This window comes from Streptomyces sp. JLBG701, assembly GCF_058544905.1.
In genome coordinates, this window is record NZ_CM178588.1 from 7,247,404 (window position 1) to 7,263,413 (window position 16,010).

Sequence of the window (16,010 nt, forward strand, 5' to 3'; positions counted from 1 at the left end):
GACCCCAGCCGCCTTAAAATCCACGGGAGTTGCACCACACATGTACGAACTCAGAGGCGTCACCAAGCTCTATTCGCGGGGCAAGGACACCGTCCACGCCCTCGCCGGGGTCGACCTGACCATCGCCGACGGCGACCGGCTCGTCATCCAGGGCCCCACCGGCGGCGGCAAGTCCACGCTGCTGCAGATGATCGGCGGTCTGGACCGGCCCACCTCCGGTGAGATCGTCCTCGACGGCATCGATCTGGCCAAGCTGTCCGAGGCCAAGCTCACCAAGGTGCGCAGCGAGAACATCGGCTTCGTCTTCCAGTCCTTCAACCTGATCCCGACGCTCACCGCGCAGGAGAACGTCGAGACCGCCCTCGTACCGCTCGGTGTGAAGACCAAGGAACGCCGCGAACGGGCCGCCGCCGCACTGGAGTCGGTCGGTCTCGGCGAGCGGCTCGGGCACCTGCCCGGCGAGATGTCCGGCGGCCAGCAGCAGCGTGTGGCCATCGCCCGCGCGCTGGTCAAGCAGCCGAAGGTACTGCTCGCCGACGAGCCCACCGGCAACCTCGACGAGTCGATGCGCGACGAGATCATGGACGTACTGGAATCCATGTGGAAGGAGCACGGGCTCACTTTCATCATGGTCACCCACGATTCCGCGATCGCGAAGAAGGCGCCGCGACTGGCCACCATTCGCAAGGGAAAGATCACGGTGAAGGAGAACGCGACCTCCTGACCAAACATCAACTCCCAGCCAAACCACGGTAGTTCGACACGCCCGCGTCCGGACTATTGAGCGAACTGATCACCCCCCGGCATACTTCGGGTACCGGGGGGTGTACGCGCTTGCGTACGGGACTCCTCCCGGCCGGGTGAAAGGGGAATATCACCCGGTACCTCAGCTAGGGGGAGTTTTGCGCAGACAAGTGAAAAAGGCGTGCGCGGCAACCATTGCCTCCGCGGCCGCTGTCGTCCTCGCCGCGGGCCTGACCAGCCCGGCGTCGGCCGATGCCGCACAGGACGCCGGCAGTTCCACCAGTTCCGCGGCGCTGAAGGCCAAGCACCGCATCACGCTGATCACCGGTGACCGGGTCGCCGTGGACGCGAAGGGCCAAGTAGTCGGCCTGGAGCGGGCGAAGGGGCGCGAGGGCATACCCGTCTCGCTCCGCAAGGTGGATGGACACACGCTCCTGATACCCGCCGACGCGGCCCGACTGGTCGCCACCGGCAAGCTGGACCAGCGGCTGTTCGACATCACCGAGCTCAACAAGTCGGCGACGCGCACGTCCCAGAAGGCCGGCCTGAAGGTCATCGTCGGCTACAAGGGAGCCGCCACGGCCACCAAGGCCGACGTCCGGGACGCGGGCACGCTCCGCAGGGCCCTGAAGTCCCTGAACGCGGACGCGGTGCAGACACCGAAGAGCGAGACGGCCGAGCTGTGGGACGCGGTCACCAACGGTGACGCGACGGCCTCCGGCATCGCGCACGTCTGGCTGGACGGCGTCCGCAAGGCCAGCCTCGACAAGTCCGTGCCGCAGATCGGCGCCCCCACCGCGTGGGCGGCCGGTTACGACGGCAAGGGCGTGAAGATCGCCGTACTGGACACGGGAGTCGACGCCACCCACCCGGACCTCAAGGACCAGGTGGTCGCGGAGAAGAACTTCTCCACCTCGGCCGACGCGACCGACCACTTCGGCCACGGCACGCACGTCGCGTCCATCGCGGCGGGCACCGGCGCCAAGTCCGGCGGCAAGTACAAGGGCGTCGCGCCCGGCGCCGAGCTGATCAGCGGCAAGGTGCTCAGCGACGAGGGCTACGGCGACGACTCCGGCATCCTCGCCGGTATGGAGTGGGCGGCCGAACAGGGCGCCGACATCGTGAACCTGAGCCTGGGCGGCGGCGACACCCCGGAGATCGACCCGCTCGAAGCCGAGGTCAACAAGCTCTCGGCGGACAAGGGCATCCTCTTCGCGATCGCGGCCGGCAACTCCGGCGACTTCGGCGAGCAGACGATCGGCTCCCCGGGCAGCGCGGCCGCCGCGCTCACCGTCGGCGCCGTCGACGACGCCGACAAGCTGGCGTCCTTCTCCAGCACAGGGCCCGGCCTCGACGGCCAGATCAAGCCCGATGTCACCGCCCCCGGCGTGGACATCACGGCTGCCGCGGCCCCGGGCAGCGTCATCGAGCAGGAGGTCGGCCAGAACCCGGACGGCTACCTGACGATTTCCGGTACGTCCATGGCGACCCCGCATGTCGCGGGCGCCGCCGCCATCCTGAAGCAGCAGCACCCGGACTGGACGTACACCGAGCTCAAGGGCGCGCTGACCGCCTCCACCAAGGGCGGCAAGTACACGCCGTTCCAGCAGGGTTCGGGCCGCATCCAGGTCGACAAGGCCATCAAGCAGACCGTGATCGCCGACCCGGTGTCGGTGAGCTTCGGTGCGCAGCAGTGGCCGCACACCGATGACACGCCGGTCACCAAGGACGTCGTCTACCGCAACCTCGGTACGGCCGACGTCACGCTCGACCTCACGGTCTCGGCGACCGACCCCAAGGGCCAGACGGCTCCTTCGGGCTTCTTCACGCTGGGCGCGACGAAGGTGACGGTCCCGGCGGGCGGCACGGCGTCGGTCCCCCTCACCGTCAACACCAAGCTGGGCGGCACGCTCGACGGCGCGTACTCCGCGTACGTGACGGCGACCGGCGGCGGCCAGACGGTGCGCACGGCCTCGGCGGTGCAGCGCGAGGTGGAGTCGTACGACCTCACCCTCAAGAACATCGGTCGGGACGGCAACGCGGCGGAGTTCTACTTCGACTCCCTGATCGGTGTCTCCGGCCTCGCCCAGGACAAGTGGTTCTCGCCGTACGACAAGGACGGCACCGTCACGGTCCGTGTCCCCAAGGGTCGTTACGTCCTCGACGCCTCGGTCTTCGCGGACCCGGAGGACTCCACCAAGGGCATCGACTGGCTCGCCCGTCCCAAGCTGATCGTCGACAAGGACCTGACGCTCACGGTGGACGCGCGCAAGGCCAAGCCGGTCGACATCACCGTGCCGGACACCAACGCCAAGTCGGTCTTCGCGTCGCCGATGTACTCGGTCGAGGTGGGCAACGGCAGCTACGGGTTCGGCTGGTTCCTGGAGACGTACGACAACTTCCACAGCGCGCACCTCGGTCCGAAGCTCACCGACGGTTCGCTGTCCCAGCAGTGGGACGGGCACTGGACCGTGGGTGAGAACACGGAGTACGACACCACCATCGGTTCCGTCGTCGAGCAGCTCGCCACCGGCTACACCAAGCACTACAAGGCGAGCGAACTGGCCAAGGTGAAGGCCAACCTGGGTGCCGCGGCCGGCGGCAAGAAGGGTGCCATCACCGCCTGGGGCTATCTGCCGGGCAGCTTCGGCGGCTCCGCCGTCGGCATCTCGCAGACCCTCCCGGGCGCCCGCACGCTGTACCTGTCCACGGCGGGCGGCGTGAAGTGGAGCTTCGACTTCGAGCAGTACGGCGGGGTCGACTCGGAAGGCTTCCCGATCAGCGAGGCGTACTACACGCTCGGCAACCCGCAGACCTTCAAGGCGGGCCAGAGCTACGGGAAGACCTTCAACACGGCGGTCTTCGGCCCGCACCTGAACAAGGAATTCGGCCTGTACCGCTCCGGCAACAGCATCTCGGGCTACATCCCGCTGTTCGCCGACGGCAAGACGCACGCCGGTTCCTCGCTCTTCACCTCGGTCACCACGACCCTCTACCGCAACGGCACCAAGGTCGGCTCCAACGACGACCCGCTGTTCGGTGAGAAGGAGTTCAAGGTCCCGGCCGCCAACGCCTCCTACAAGCTGACGACTTCGGTCAAGCGCAGCGTGAAGGTCGCCGCGGCATCCACCCGGATCGACGCCAGCTGGACGTTCAACTCGAAGAAGCCGACGGGCGACGCGGCGGCCAAGCTGCCCGCCTCCACGGTTCGCTTCGCGGCGAACACGGACCTCTCCAGCCGGGTCACCGCGGACCGTACGGCCACCTTCCCGGTGGTCGTCGAGGGCGCGGCCAAGGGCAGCAACCTCAAGTCCCTCGCGGTGTACGTGTCGTACGACTACGGCCAGACCTGGAAGAAGGTCACCGTGACGAACGGCAAGATCACCGTGAAGAACCCGGCGAAGGGGAAGGCCATCTCCTTCCACGCCAAGATCACCGACAAGCAGAACAACAAGTCGACGATCTCGATCTACAACGCGTACTACGGCAAGTGAGCAAGAGGTAGTCCGCGGTGAGTGAGCGGCCTGTCCGGGGCGATTGTCCTGGGCGGGCCGCTTTCTTGTTTCGGTGAATGAGGGCGAATGACGGCGAGTGAGGGAATGACGGAGAACCTGGAGCGCATCACCCCCTGGTGGGACCGTCGAGTGATGGGCGCTTTCCCCGTCGCGACCTTCCCTGTGACGCTGATCGTCGGGTTCTCCCAGCCGACGCCCGAAGTGAGCGTGTCGGGGATCTTGGTGGTCGTCGCTCTGTGGCTCGTGGCCGTCTGGTTGGTACGCGTTCACTTCGTGACGTCCGTATCCGTGAGCGCCACCACCCTGGTGATCCGGAATGTGTACGCCCGGTACGAGATCCCCTGGCAGGTGGTGTCAGGCATCGACTTCCAACCCCGGGAAGGCGCGATCTTCCTCGACCTGGCGAACGGCCTGCGGGTGCGGGTCGAGGCGTTCAGCCGGTGGCCGTCGTTCGGCCGCCACCGGAAGGTGATCGCGATCCTGGAAGAGGGCCGTCGCCAGGCGGCGACAGACCCTGCGGCGGACGAGGTGCGCGTCACCGAGACCTCGGGAATCACCGAATTCCTCCTGGCACTCGCCTTCGGGGCCACCGTGGTGGCGCTGGTGGTCAGGGGCATCATCGTGCTCGTGAGCTGATGCGGGGTGTCTTAGTGGAAGACGAAGAGTTCGACAGCCACCACGAGGGCCGCGGCGGTACCCACACCGGGCTGTCCGCCGCTCTCCTGGCCGGCGACCGGTGCCTTCCGCGCGCCGGCTCCGGTACTGCCGCCCGGCGCATTCATCAATCTGGGTGAAAGGTAGTCAAAGAACACAAAGTCGATGACGGTCCCCCTACTGTCCGTATCCACACCACAACGAGGGGGACGAACAGTGGCGACCAATCACTTAACGGTTCAAGTCCGGGTGCAGGAAGGTGTGTTGTGGGTGGCGAGTGAGGCCTACCCGTTGCGCACCATCTCTCATGTCGGGCAGAGGGTGCTTGAGGTCGACAAGAAGGCGGCCTGGAAGCGATTCATTCTGCGCACTCTCCTCTGCCTGTTCTTCGGCGGAATCCTGGCCGCTTCCGCGGGAACGGTCGGGGTGCTCCTGCTGCTCGCCGTGGAGGGACTGCTGATCTGGCGGCTCGTCGCGGCCATCGGCAAACCACCGCTGTACGGCCTGGTCATCAACACCGCCGGTACGCAGCACGATGCCGTGTGGTCGACGGAACGAAACGAAGTCCAGTACCTCATCGGCGAGATCACGAAGGCCATCGGCCACCCGGATATCGCGCAGCTCAACTACAACATCAACGCCGTGGAGGGCGACCTCATCCAGCAGTACGGGGCCGGCAGCATCGGCAAGGCGCAGCACGGCGGCTCCGGCAACATCGTGGCCTCATGACGGGCGGCGACCACATCCAGCAGTACGGGCCCGGCAGCATCGGCAAGGCCCAGCACAGCGGCTCCGGGGACATCGTGGCCGGAGGCAAGCACGTCACCGGCTCGGGTTCGGAGAAGTCGGCGATCGACGATCTCCTCCGGGAAATACAGGCGCTGAGGCAGCACTTGGACGCCGGTGATCGGGCGGAGGTGGACGCGGCCGCGGAAGAGATCAGCTCGAACCCTTCCGAGGAACGCTTCAACAAACTGCTCAAGAAGATCGCCGGAATCGCGACCTTCGTCGGGGAAGCGGGAACGCCGGTCATCATCGCCATCAAGGCGCTGCTGGGTTCTCCGTAGAAGCAGGGCATGAGCCAAGGGCCCGCCGGAAGGGAAACTTCCGGCGGGCCCTCCTTTCATGCGGTGTGCGCTACCCGAAGATCCCGACGCACACGGCGTGCAGTGGTACGAAGACCCACGCTCCTTTGAGGACGACGCCGCGCAAGCGGCTTTCCTCCCGCTGCTCGAAGTAGTACTCGACAGCCTGGACAAGGAGCACCGGGATCACCACTCCCGCGAGTACGCCCTCCAGAAACGGCGTACGAGACTCCGCGGAGTCTTCCATCCCCCAGTTCACCGCCAGAACGCCCAGCAGGACGTACCGGAAGGGAAGGTCGGTGACCATCTTCTTGTTGGCGAGGGAGAGCCCGGCAATGCCAAGCAACTCGACCGCCATGACAGCGAACAGGGCTATGTCCAACACGCCGACAACGAACCTTTCTCCAGTAAACGGACCGGTCACCAGGCCTTACGGCAAGCGGTCTTGATGTCGTTCCACCCGAAGTACAGGGTGAAGATTCCCTGGACCACCGAGTTGGAGTTGAGCCCTTCGCCGCGAAGCACCCGCTTGACGACGCGGATGATTCGCTTCGCGCGCTTGATGTTCTTCGAGATCCGGTACGCGATCGTCACGATCTTGGTCCACGCCGTCCAGGGAATGACGCTGAGGATCAGCATCCCGACGAGCATGATGCACCGCCGTTTCCAGTACCAGCTGCTCCACCAGCTCGTACCGGCGAGGTCGTACATCATGACCGGGTCGACAGGGTAGCCGTAGTGGTTCGGCGAGCCCTCGGGGACCGAGTCGACCTGGAGGAACCGCCCCGTGGACGGGTCGTACAGCCGGACCCCCATCAGCGTGTAGCCGCTGAGCGTGTCGCCGGAGCGCTGCTTGGCGCCGATCCAGCCGTAGCGGGTGGCCGCCGTGTCGTCGAGGACGTTGCCGTACTCGTCGTAGTGCTGGACGGTGGCCGCGACGGTGGTGTCCAGCGGGAGCTGGACGGCGATGTCGCCGTGCAGGTTGGCGAGTTGCAGGACGGCGTTGCCGTCGACGCCGGTGGTGGCCGCGAGGTCCCCGGTGAGGTCCTTGGCGTTGCGGGTGACCGTGCCGCCGGTATTCGTCCAGGTCGGGCTGTCGCAGCCGCAGCCGTAGTGGTTGGTCGTAGTGCTGCCGGTGCTCCAGGTGCCGTCGGTGGCCTGGGTCTGGGCGCTCTGGACGGCGAGGCGTCCGGCGGCGTCCAGGGTCCAGGTGTTGCGGCTGGTTCCGAGGGTCTCGGAGGCGACCAGGTCGTTGGTGTAGTACGCCAGGGTTGTGTCGCCGCTGGTGGTGGTGCGGCCGAACGCGTCATAGGCGTAGCCGGAGTTCACCAGGCGGTCGGCCGAGTCGTAGGTGTACGACGTGGTCGTCGACGTCGCGTCGGAGGTGCTGCTGTCGCAGTCGTCCGAAGTCGTCGCCAGGGCCGTGCGGTTGCTGTTCGCGTCGAAGGTGTAGGCGCGGGTGGTGCAGCCGGCGGCGGTGGTGTCGGCGGCCTGAGTGAGGCGGCCGGCACTGTCATAGGTGTAGGCCGTTTCCGTCGTCGAGCCGTCGGTCTGGGTGTGGCCGGACTGGTGTCCGGTGACCGTGTATCCGGCGGTGTCGGAGGCGACGGTGGTGCCGTCGGAGGTGGTGTATTCGCGGCCGGTCTCCTGGCCGGTCGGGTCGGTGGTGATGGTCAGGCTGTAGTCGCCGGGCAGGGTCTCGGAGACGAGGGTGCCGTCGGCGTCGTAGGTGCCGGTGAAGGTGCCCGCGACCGAGTCGGTCAGGGTCTTCATGTGGCCGGCGGTGCCGTAGGTGTAGGTCACCGTGGACGGTGCCGAGTCGGTGGCCTTCACCGGGCGGTCCAGGACGTCGTACGCGGTGGTGCTGGTGTTGCCCGCGCCGTCGGAGTACGAGGTCTGACGGCCCAGGTCGTCGTAGCCGAGCGTGATGGTCTGGCCGTTGGACGCCTGGGTGGCGATCTGCCCGTTGGACTCGTCGTAGGTGAGGGTGGTGGCGGGGGTGTCCGTGCCCGTGCCTCCGGTGACCGCCGTCTTGGTCACACGGCCGGCCGCGTCCACCGTGTTGGTGGTGGTGCGGGTCACGCTGTTGGCGGTCTCCGCCTTGCTCGCGGCCTGGCCCCAGCGGTCGTAGGTGTAGACGGTAGTGACCGCCTCGGTGGGGTTGGACCCGCCACCGGTGATCGCCGCAGCAGGCGCGGTCCTGCAGAGCAGGCCGTCCCACGCGACCGAGGCGCAGGTGCCGGTGGCGTCCGCGTCGTAGTACGTGTACGCGAGTGTGCCGGCGTCCGAGCCGGACGAGCCCGCGGTGCGGGTGGTGGCCACCCGGCCCGCGTCGTCGTACGTCGTCACGAGCCCCGTGGTCTCACCGCCCTCGGTTGCCTTCGCCTGGCCGGTGGACCAGTCGTAGGTCGTGGTCACCGTGGTGGTGTCGGCGTCGGTGGCGTAGCCCGCGATGGACGCGCCGGTGACCGTCGAGGTGGCCAGGTTGGAGACCGCGGCGTCGGTGGGCTTGTTCTCGTCGTAGGTGTACGCGGTGTGGGCGCGGGCCGGGACCACCGTGCCCGCGGCCAGCGTGGACTCGGTGGTGGTGCCGGTCAGTTCCTCCGTGAGGGTGACGGCGTGCAGGGGGCCGTACTCGTCGGTGAGGCGTTCGCCGTCCGTCGAGAACTCCGAGACCGTGGCCAGCAGTTGGGCGCGGTCGGCGGTGGACAGGTCGGTCAGGCCGAGTGCGGCCAGCTCGTCGGCGGAACCGCCGAGCGCCAGTTCGCGGTTGGCCGCGGTCAGGTCGGCGACCGTGTTGCCGTACTCGTCGTACTCGGTCGTGGTGATCGAGCCGCTGGGCTTGGCGGTGTTGGTCTCCTCGCCGCTCGCGTTGATGTACGTGATGGTGGCCCGGTCGTACGCCGACGACGTCAGGTCACCGCCGGTGGAGGAGGCGGGGACGCTGTCCGCCGGGAAGACGGCGGTGGCGTCGGTCGGTGCCTCGTCCTGCGCCCAGGTGGCGACCGTGTCGGCGTCCATCTGGTGCGGGGCGGTGGTGCCGGAGAGCGGGACGTCGTAGACGACGGTGGTGACCGCCGTCCCGGACGTGGTGCTGTCCGAACCCTCAGCCAGGGCCGCGCGGGTGGCCTTCAGCAGCATGCCCGCGCCTGCGGTCAGGGCGGAGCCGGCCTCGCCGTAGGTGAAGGTCCAGGGCAGCTCACCCGGTTCGGTGAGCGTCTCCACCCGGCCGTCGGAGTCGTAGGTGTACTCCGTCTTCAGCGCGGGGCTGATCCGCGGGTCCCAGACCTGGCGGAGCTTGCCCGTGGAGCCGTAGGCGTACGACGTGATGGTCTCGGCGGTGGCGGTGGAGGCACCCGGAGTGGTGGCCCACAGCTTGATCGCCTTGACCTGGCCCGCGTAGTCACCGAGCGCCGAGCTGGTGGCGGTGGTGGTGGAGGCGTAGACGAACTCCATGACCCGGCAGCCCTTGGTGGCGGGCGTCGCCTGGCAGGTGGCCGCGGTGACCGCGCCGGTCGGCGAGATCACGTACTTCGGGCGGGCCAGGGTCTCGCTGCCCGAGGTGACGGTCTCCGAGACGGTGGTGACCGTGGTGTCGTCGACCGCCGTGGCGGAGGAGGACAGCGTCCAGGTCGTCGCCGCGGTGGCCGCCTTGGCGAACACCGTGGTGTTGGCGTCCGTGTCGATGAGCGTGAACGTCGTGCCGGTCAGCGAGCCCGTCAGCGTGAGGGACTCGGCACCCGTCTCCGGCTGCCAGCCGCCGCTCGACGTCGCGGTGAACGCGATTGCGCTGCCGTCTGCGGAGAGCAGTTCGACGGAGGTGTCGGAGGTCTTGCGGATCTGCGTGTAGTCGCTCGTCGCGCCCGTGACGGACGAGGTCCAGCCGGGGCCGAAGATCCCGGCCTGGCCTTCGTCGTCGGTGTCGTTGGCACGGGAGGAGTACGTGCGCTCCACGCTCGCCGCGAACGCCGAGGCGTCGGAGGCCGAGAGCGTGTAGTCACCGGTCAGCTGGTTCACCGTACCGGGTCCGACCGCGGCGCTCGGGGCGGTGCCGGCGTCGCGGTCGAGGGTGACCTCGACGGTCTGCGAGTGGCCGGTGGTGGTGCCGTCGGTGAAGGCGGCGCGCAGCTCGATCGCCCCGTCCTCGGACAGTGAACTGACCGTGTTCCACACCAGCTTGGTCGCGGTGCCGGAGGTGACGGCGACCGGCCAGCTGGAGACCGCGTTGCCGGAGGCGGTGACGTCACCGACCGGGACGGTGTGCCAGGAGTCGGTCTCGCCACGGCGGTACTGCCAGGTCACTCCCGTGTAGGAGGTCAGGCCGGTGGCCGCGAGGGTCAGGCGGCGGGCGGTGGTGTCACCGGCCTGCGGCGAGAGGATCGCCGCGCCGTCGGCACCTACACCGAAGGAGTACTGGGTGGTGGCCGTCGACAGGTTGCCGCCGGAGTCGACCGTGCGGGCATACAGCGTGTGCCAGCCGTTCGCCGGGTCGATGGAGACGGTCGCGGAGTCGCCGCCGGTGCCGTTGGTGGTGTCCAGCTTCTTGTTCGGCAGGCTGCTGTTGTCCAGGCCCCAGTAGTAGCCGGCGCCGTCCGTGGAGGAGGTGTCGATGGTGCAGGACACCGCGTCATCGGCCTTCGCCGTCCAGCTGCTCGCCGTGTACGTGTCACAGGTGACCGTCGGCGCGGCGGGGAGGCCGGTGTTCATGGTGAACGTGGTGTAGCCGGTCCAGGCGCCGTAGTCCGTGCCGTCGTAGGCCCGCACCCGGTAGCGCAGATGCGTACCGGCCGGGAGCGCGGAGGCCGACGGGATCGTCAGCTTCGCCGTGGAGCCGGAGGAGACGGACGAGGACGTGCCGGTGTAGGAGTAGGTGGTGTCCGCGTACGCCGGGTCCGCGGTGACCTCGAACTGGCCCTTGGTGCTGGAGCCGTCCGGGTCGGTCACCTTCGCCGACAGGGTCGGGGTCAGCGAGGTCACGTAGCGGGTGCCGTTGTAGGTGTTGACCTGCGAGGGCGAGATCGCCAGCGAACTCGGCGTGGAGGGGTAGGAGTTGTAGGTGACCGTCAGCTTCGGCGCGTAGCCGGAGGTGGTGTAGTTCGCCGAGCGCCAGCGGCGCCAGGTCAGCGAGTCGGTCTCGTCGGTGCCGTAGACCATCAGGCCGTAGTTGGTGGTGCCGTCGGCCCAGGCCTGGACGATGGTGTCGATGTCCCAGTTGGACCAGGCCGCCGGGCAGGACGAGGAGTAGCCGTGCGGCACCAGGTTGATGACGGCGCCGGTGCCCGAGGAGGAGGGCCGGGTGGCCCAGGTCAGCGTCGAGGAGGACCAGGAGGAGGTGATCCGGCGGACCGTGGTGCCCGATCCGCTGCTGGAGCAGGTCGAGGAGTAGTAGTTGTACAGGGCGAAGTTGGTGTCGGTGATGTGCTTGCCGACGAACTTCGACACGTCGAACTTCAGGTACGAACGGGCCTTGTCCGTCCCCGAGTCGTAGGTGCCCGACTTCAACTCCTGCGAACTGAGCTGGGAGTCGGGGTAGTCCGGGGTCTGGATCCAGGTGTCCGTGGTGACCGCGAGGGTGGTCGTCGGGTCGACCGTCACCGGGTAGGTCGCGGTGGCCAGGAACGTGGGGTCCGGGGTCAGGACGAGGGTCTGCGAACCGTCGGCGGCCGTCTCGATCTCGGTCGCGACCTGCTCCTGGTGGGCGGACTCACCCGAGAGCTTGTCCTTGGTCGCGTCCCACATCATCGGCGCCGACGCCTCGGCGACCAGCTTGCCGTCGTCGTCCTTCAGCAGCAGGTGCCCGGAGTCGGCCTGGGACAGCTTCAGCCCGTCCAGGTTCAACGGCATCCGGTAGACGGCCGCGCCGTCCGGCTGCCGATCGAGCGTCAGATACTGCGAGAAGCCCTGCGCCAGCGCGGTCACCGACAGCGTCTGCCCGTCGCCGAGGTCGTAGGAGGCGGTGCCGTCCTTCACCTCGGGTGCGGGCAGCTTGTCCTCCCAGCCCAGACCGAAGGACTCACTGCCCTTGCTCACCGACGCCAACTGCCGGTCACCGCCGTCGGAGACGGCGATATCGGCGACCGTCGCGGCCGGCGTCAGCTCGGATCCCGTGTCGGACAGGGAGGTGTCGATATCCCTCCATACCCCGTCCTGCTTCACCCGGATCGGACCCGCGTACGCCGACGTCTGCAACTCCCCGCTGGGCAGCGCGTACGTCGTCGAATCCGCCGTCCGCTGCGACAGCACCTCGATCTTCCGGCCCTGCACACGGGCCATCAGCTGCGCCGCCGCGACCGAATCGGCCGACGCAGCCGCCGACTTGGTGGCGGCGGCCGACAACTCGGTCACCTGGGTGGTGCCGGAGTCGGCGGCGAACGCCTCCCCCGACTCCAGTGACACCAGCGCGGCCTCCGCCGCCAGCACGGCGGCCAGCGACAATGCCGTACGCCTCAGAAAAGTGCGCGAGGATCTCGCGCGCCCCCCTGAGACCGGGAAGAGCATTCTCCCCATATGTCTCATCAACACTCCCGTGTTCACACCGTGACGCCCCCTGCGCCACGATTGGCGTGATCAAAGGGCAGGAAGCTGTGAAGGGAAGCGCACGGAACTCTTACCGTTTTCATACGGTGACCTTGGCTGGGGTCAACAGCTCTTGACAGGTGTTTGGTTACCAGCCGCAGCCCGGCACCACCTGTGAGTAAGCCGCGAATCCCCTTTGTGAACGACGATGCAAACTGGACGAAGTCGCTCCAACTTCCCTGCCTACGCCGTTGAGCTGACCCTTCGTAATTGTTAGTCACCTGTGATCGCCCGAGGCCGCCCGTGTGGCTGGTTCTCGCCCTGGATCGCAACGCGGTCCGGCCGGGCCGGAGTCCGGCCCGCCACCGCCGCCGACGTGGCCCAAACGCTCCAATTGCCGCCTCCAGCATGGCGAGTGGGCCTGATGTGGATGCTGGGGGGCGCTCTTGGTGGGGCGTTCCGGGCTTTGCCGGTCACCCGGGCGGTCGGTCTTCCGTCCGCGCCAGGGAATGGGCGTCACGTGGCGGACAGACTCCACGTCCCGGACGAGCGCACCTGGTAATAGCCGCGGCCCGGCCACTGGAACGCAAGCTCCCCGTCCTGGCCCTCGGCCACCGTCACCCAGTAGGCGAGGCGGTCGTCCAGAGCCTCGAGCTGGATCTGGCTCGGGCCCGTGTACTGCAGGACGCCCGGGCCCGGTTCCCCTCGGTAGTGCACGACATCGGATCCGGTGCCGCTGATCGAGTCCTGGAAGCGTGGGACTTCCCGCAGCGGTGCCGCGGTCGCCGTCCACGCCTCCCGATCGCCGTTGGCGAACACTCGGAAGGCGATCGTCTTGCTCCCCTCCGGCAGCGGGATCCGGGCGGTGACGGGGGTGCCGTCGCCGGACAGCCGGTAGAGGCGCGAGGAGCGTCCCTTCTTGCCCTCGAAGCGCAGGTGGATCCGTGCCTGTCCGTTCGTCGAGAAGACCAACACGGCCGGGCGGTACGACGGCATCGCCAGCTGATGCGTCTGCTCACCGTCGCCGCCCTTCCCGCCGACCTGCGGCTGCGGGGCGTTCACCGGCGTTGTCGTGCGAGGTCTGGCCTGGCGCGGCTGTGCGGGGACTGTCCTGCGCGGGCCCGGCGGCGGAGTGATCCGGCCCGGGCTCTCCGTCAGACGGACCGCGTCCGCCGCGCACACGGCGATGTTGCGGGCGACGCCCCCGGGGGGCGCCCAGCCGACCTGCCGGGTGGCTCGCCCGTGCCGGGCGTCGAAGAAGCACAGCGGCATGTGCTGCGGCCGCGGCCGGCCGGCGAGCAGGGCATCCAGACAGGCCAGCGCGTGCCTGCCCTCGTCCAGTGAGCGCAGGGCGTCGAGCGCGTCCGCCCGGGTCCGGTCGCCGACGAAGTCCCGCTTCGCCTGCTCGTACGCGTCCAGGGCCCGCGCCAGCTCGGCCCGCATCTCCTCGGTGGCACCTGGCTGGCCGGGGCTGAAGGAATGGGCGTTCAGCGCCTCACCGAAAGCGGTGATCTCGGCCTCGATCTCGACAAGTGCCGAGTCGTCGCGCCCACGCCACGGCCACAGTCGGCGGAGCCCCCCGCCCACCCCTCTATGCATGCCCGCAATCATGCCGTACGACCGCAAAGGAGATTCAGGTTCTCGGGTACGGAGTACATCGCGGACGTCGAGGCCCATTTCCGGCTACCTCGTGGTTGTCTGGGCGGCATGACGACTCAGACGGTCGAGTACATCCGCTACCGCATCCCTGAGCAGCAGTCCGCCGAGTTTCTCGCGGCCTACACGAGGGCGGCCAGGCAGCTCGCCGCCGCGCCGCAGTGCGTGGACTACGAACTGACGCGCTGTGAGGAGGACTTCGAGCATTTCATCCTGCGTATCACCTGGACCTCGACCGAGGCGCACCTCGAAGGGTTCCGGAAGTCGGAGCTGTTCGCCGCCTTTCTCGCCGAGATCCGGCCGTACGTCGGGAGCATCGAGGAGATGCGGCACTACACGCCGACCTCGGTGCACGGGCGCGGCGCCTCCGTGCCGACGCTCTACTCCTGGGCGGGCGGCGCCGAAGCCTTCTCTCGGCTCACCGAGGTGTTCTACGGCAAGGTCCTCAAGGACGAGATCCTGGCGCCGGTGTTCGACGGACTGGCCCCGGAACACTCCGCGCACGTCGCGGCGTGGCTCGGGGAGGTGTTCGGCGGGCCGGCCGCCTACTCCGAGCACCAGGGCGGCCACGGGCACATGGTCGCCAAGCACATGGGGCGCAACATCACCGAGGTGCAGAGGCGTCGCTGGGTCAACCTCATCCAGGACGCGGCGGATGACGCCGGTCTGCCCACGGACGCGGAGTTCCGCTCGGCGTTCCTCGCCTATGTGGAGTGGGGGACACGCCTCGCCGTGTACTTCTCCGGGCCGGACGCCAAGCCGCCGGCCGAGCAGCCGGTACCCCGGTGGAACTGGGGTGCGGCACCGCCGTATCAGCCCTCCTAGACCACGCGGCTCACCTGGACACCCTGGTCGCGTCCGTCCCCCAGCTCGCCAGCAGCCGCAGCGCCTCCGCCGTCGGGGAACCCGGCTCCGCGTGGTAGATGACCAACGCCTGGTCGCTGTCGTCGGGGAGCCTGAACGACTCGAACTGGAGGGCCAGCGCGCCCACCAGCGGATGGTGCAGCTGCTTGAGGCCGTGGTTCTTCTCCTTGACGTCGTGGGTGGCCCACAGGCGCCGGAAGTCCTCGCTCTTGACGGAGAGTTCGCCGACCAGGGCCGACAGACGCGGGTCGTCGGGGTAGCAGCCGGCGTCCATGCGCAGGGTGCAGACGATGTCGATCGCCTTCTGCTCCCAGTCGATGAACAGGTCGCGGTACTCGGGGCGCAGGAACACCATCCGCGCCCAGTTGCGGTCCTGCGGCGCGAGCTCCGACCAGTCGCCGAAGACCGCCGCCGCCATCCGGTTCCACGCCAGGATCTCCGAACGCCGCCCCACGACGTACGCCGGAATCCCGTCCATCGTGTCCAGCAGCTGGGCCAGCGACGCCCGCACCTGCTGGGGCCGTGCGGTCTGCTTCTTCTTGTGCTTCGGCTTCGCCAGGTGGGTGAGGTGCGCGTGCTCGGCGTCGTTCAGCCGCAGCGCGCGGGCGATCGCGTCGAGGACCTCCGCCGAGACGTTCCGCCCGTTGCCCTGCTCCAGACGCGTGTAGTACGCCACCGACACCCCGGCCAGCTGAGCCAGCTCCTCGCGCCGCAGCCCGGGCACCCTGCGGTGCCGGCCGAAGTCGGGCAGTCCCACGTCCTCCGGCTTCAGCCGGGCCCGCCGGGTGCGCAGGAACTCGCTGAGCTCGGCACGCCGGTCCAGGGCCGGGCCGCTCCCGGCTCCGGGCGCCTGCGCGGGTTCGGGCTGTTCGTCCATGCCTCAAGTATTCACGGTCGTACGTCCACGAGCCTGACCCCGCCAGTAGTAGGACCAGTGAACGTACACAGAGCCGTGACCTGGGTGGACCCTGGGCTG

General features: G+C 68.4%; 11 protein-coding genes. 6 read left to right on the forward strand and 5 right to left on the reverse strand.

The genetic code is table 11. The features are described 5' to 3' along the window. Nucleotides 1-40: 40 nt before the first annotated feature. The 3 genes from AC5DRG_RS33640 (at nt 41) to AC5DRG_RS33650 (ending at nt 4,895) form a co-directional block, all read left to right on the forward strand. A complete protein-coding gene (locus AC5DRG_RS33640) occupies nt 41-724 on the forward strand; it encodes an ABC transporter ATP-binding protein (RefSeq protein WP_491803274.1) in 684 nt (227 codons plus the stop codon). 190 nt (nt 725-914) lie between these two features. Next, nucleotides 915-4,238 carry a S8 family peptidase gene (locus AC5DRG_RS33645; protein WP_491803275.1) on the forward strand — a complete coding sequence of 1,108 codons (3,324 nt, stop codon included), beginning with the start codon at nt 915-917 and terminating at the stop codon, nt 4,236-4,238. 87 nt (nt 4,239-4,325) lie between these two features. Continuing rightward, nucleotides 4,326-4,895, forward strand: coding sequence for a PH domain-containing protein (locus AC5DRG_RS33650; RefSeq protein WP_491803277.1), 570 nt, complete (start codon nt 4,326-4,328; stop codon nt 4,893-4,895). A gap of 11 nt (nt 4,896-4,906) precedes the next feature. On the opposite strand, the gene AC5DRG_RS33655 is transcribed toward AC5DRG_RS33650, so the two are convergent. After that, entirely contained in the window at nt 4,907-5,041 is a 135-nt protein-coding gene (locus AC5DRG_RS33655) for a hypothetical protein (protein ID WP_491803278.1), read from the reverse strand. Nucleotides 5,042-5,162: 121 nt separating this feature from the next. On the opposite strand from AC5DRG_RS33655, the gene AC5DRG_RS33660 reads away from it, so the two are divergent. Together AC5DRG_RS33660 and AC5DRG_RS33665 are read left to right on the forward strand one after the other, a co-directional pair. Then, complete coding sequence (locus AC5DRG_RS33660; protein WP_491813235.1) at nt 5,163-5,642, forward strand: DUF6232 family protein; 480 nt, start codon at nt 5,163-5,165, stop codon at nt 5,640-5,642. Then, a complete protein-coding gene (locus tag AC5DRG_RS33665) occupies nt 5,639-5,980 on the forward strand; it encodes a hypothetical protein (protein ID WP_491803279.1) in 342 nt (113 codons plus the stop codon). The genes AC5DRG_RS33660 and AC5DRG_RS33665 overlap by 4 nt, the downstream gene beginning before the upstream one ends. 70 nt (nt 5,981-6,050) lie before the next feature. On the opposite strand, the gene AC5DRG_RS33670 is transcribed toward AC5DRG_RS33665, so the two are convergent. From AC5DRG_RS33670 to AC5DRG_RS33680, 3 genes are all read right to left on the reverse strand, one after another. Beyond that, the gene (locus AC5DRG_RS33670) at nt 6,051-6,383 is read right to left on the reverse strand and encodes a hypothetical protein (RefSeq protein ID WP_491803280.1); all 333 of its coding nucleotides are present in this window, start codon (nt 6,381-6,383) and stop codon (nt 6,051-6,053) included. A 35-nt stretch (nt 6,384-6,418) separates the two neighbouring features. Further along, the gene (locus tag AC5DRG_RS33675; RefSeq protein ID WP_491803281.1) at nt 6,419-12,433 is read right to left on the reverse strand and encodes a DNRLRE domain-containing protein; all 6,015 of its coding nucleotides are present in this window, start codon (nt 12,431-12,433) and stop codon (nt 6,419-6,421) included. Between the two features lie 597 nt (nt 12,434-13,030). Next, nucleotides 13,031-14,113, reverse strand: a complete 1,083-nt coding sequence (locus tag AC5DRG_RS33680; RefSeq protein ID WP_491803282.1) for a hypothetical protein — start codon at nt 14,111-14,113, stop codon at nt 13,031-13,033. Between the two features lie 108 nt (nt 14,114-14,221). Between AC5DRG_RS33680 and AC5DRG_RS33685 the strand changes: the two genes are divergently transcribed. Next, nucleotides 14,222-14,995, forward strand: a complete 774-nt coding sequence (locus AC5DRG_RS33685; protein ID WP_491803283.1) for a group II truncated hemoglobin — start codon at nt 14,222-14,224, stop codon at nt 14,993-14,995. Between the two features lie 10 nt (nt 14,996-15,005). Here AC5DRG_RS33685 and AC5DRG_RS33690 read toward each other — a convergent pair whose 3' ends face one another. Beyond that, nucleotides 15,006-15,911: a helix-turn-helix domain-containing protein gene (locus tag AC5DRG_RS33690; protein ID WP_491803284.1), complete on the reverse strand. Its 906-nt coding sequence runs from the start codon at nt 15,909-15,911 to the stop codon at nt 15,006-15,008. Between the last annotated feature and the right edge of the window lie 99 nt (nt 15,912-16,010).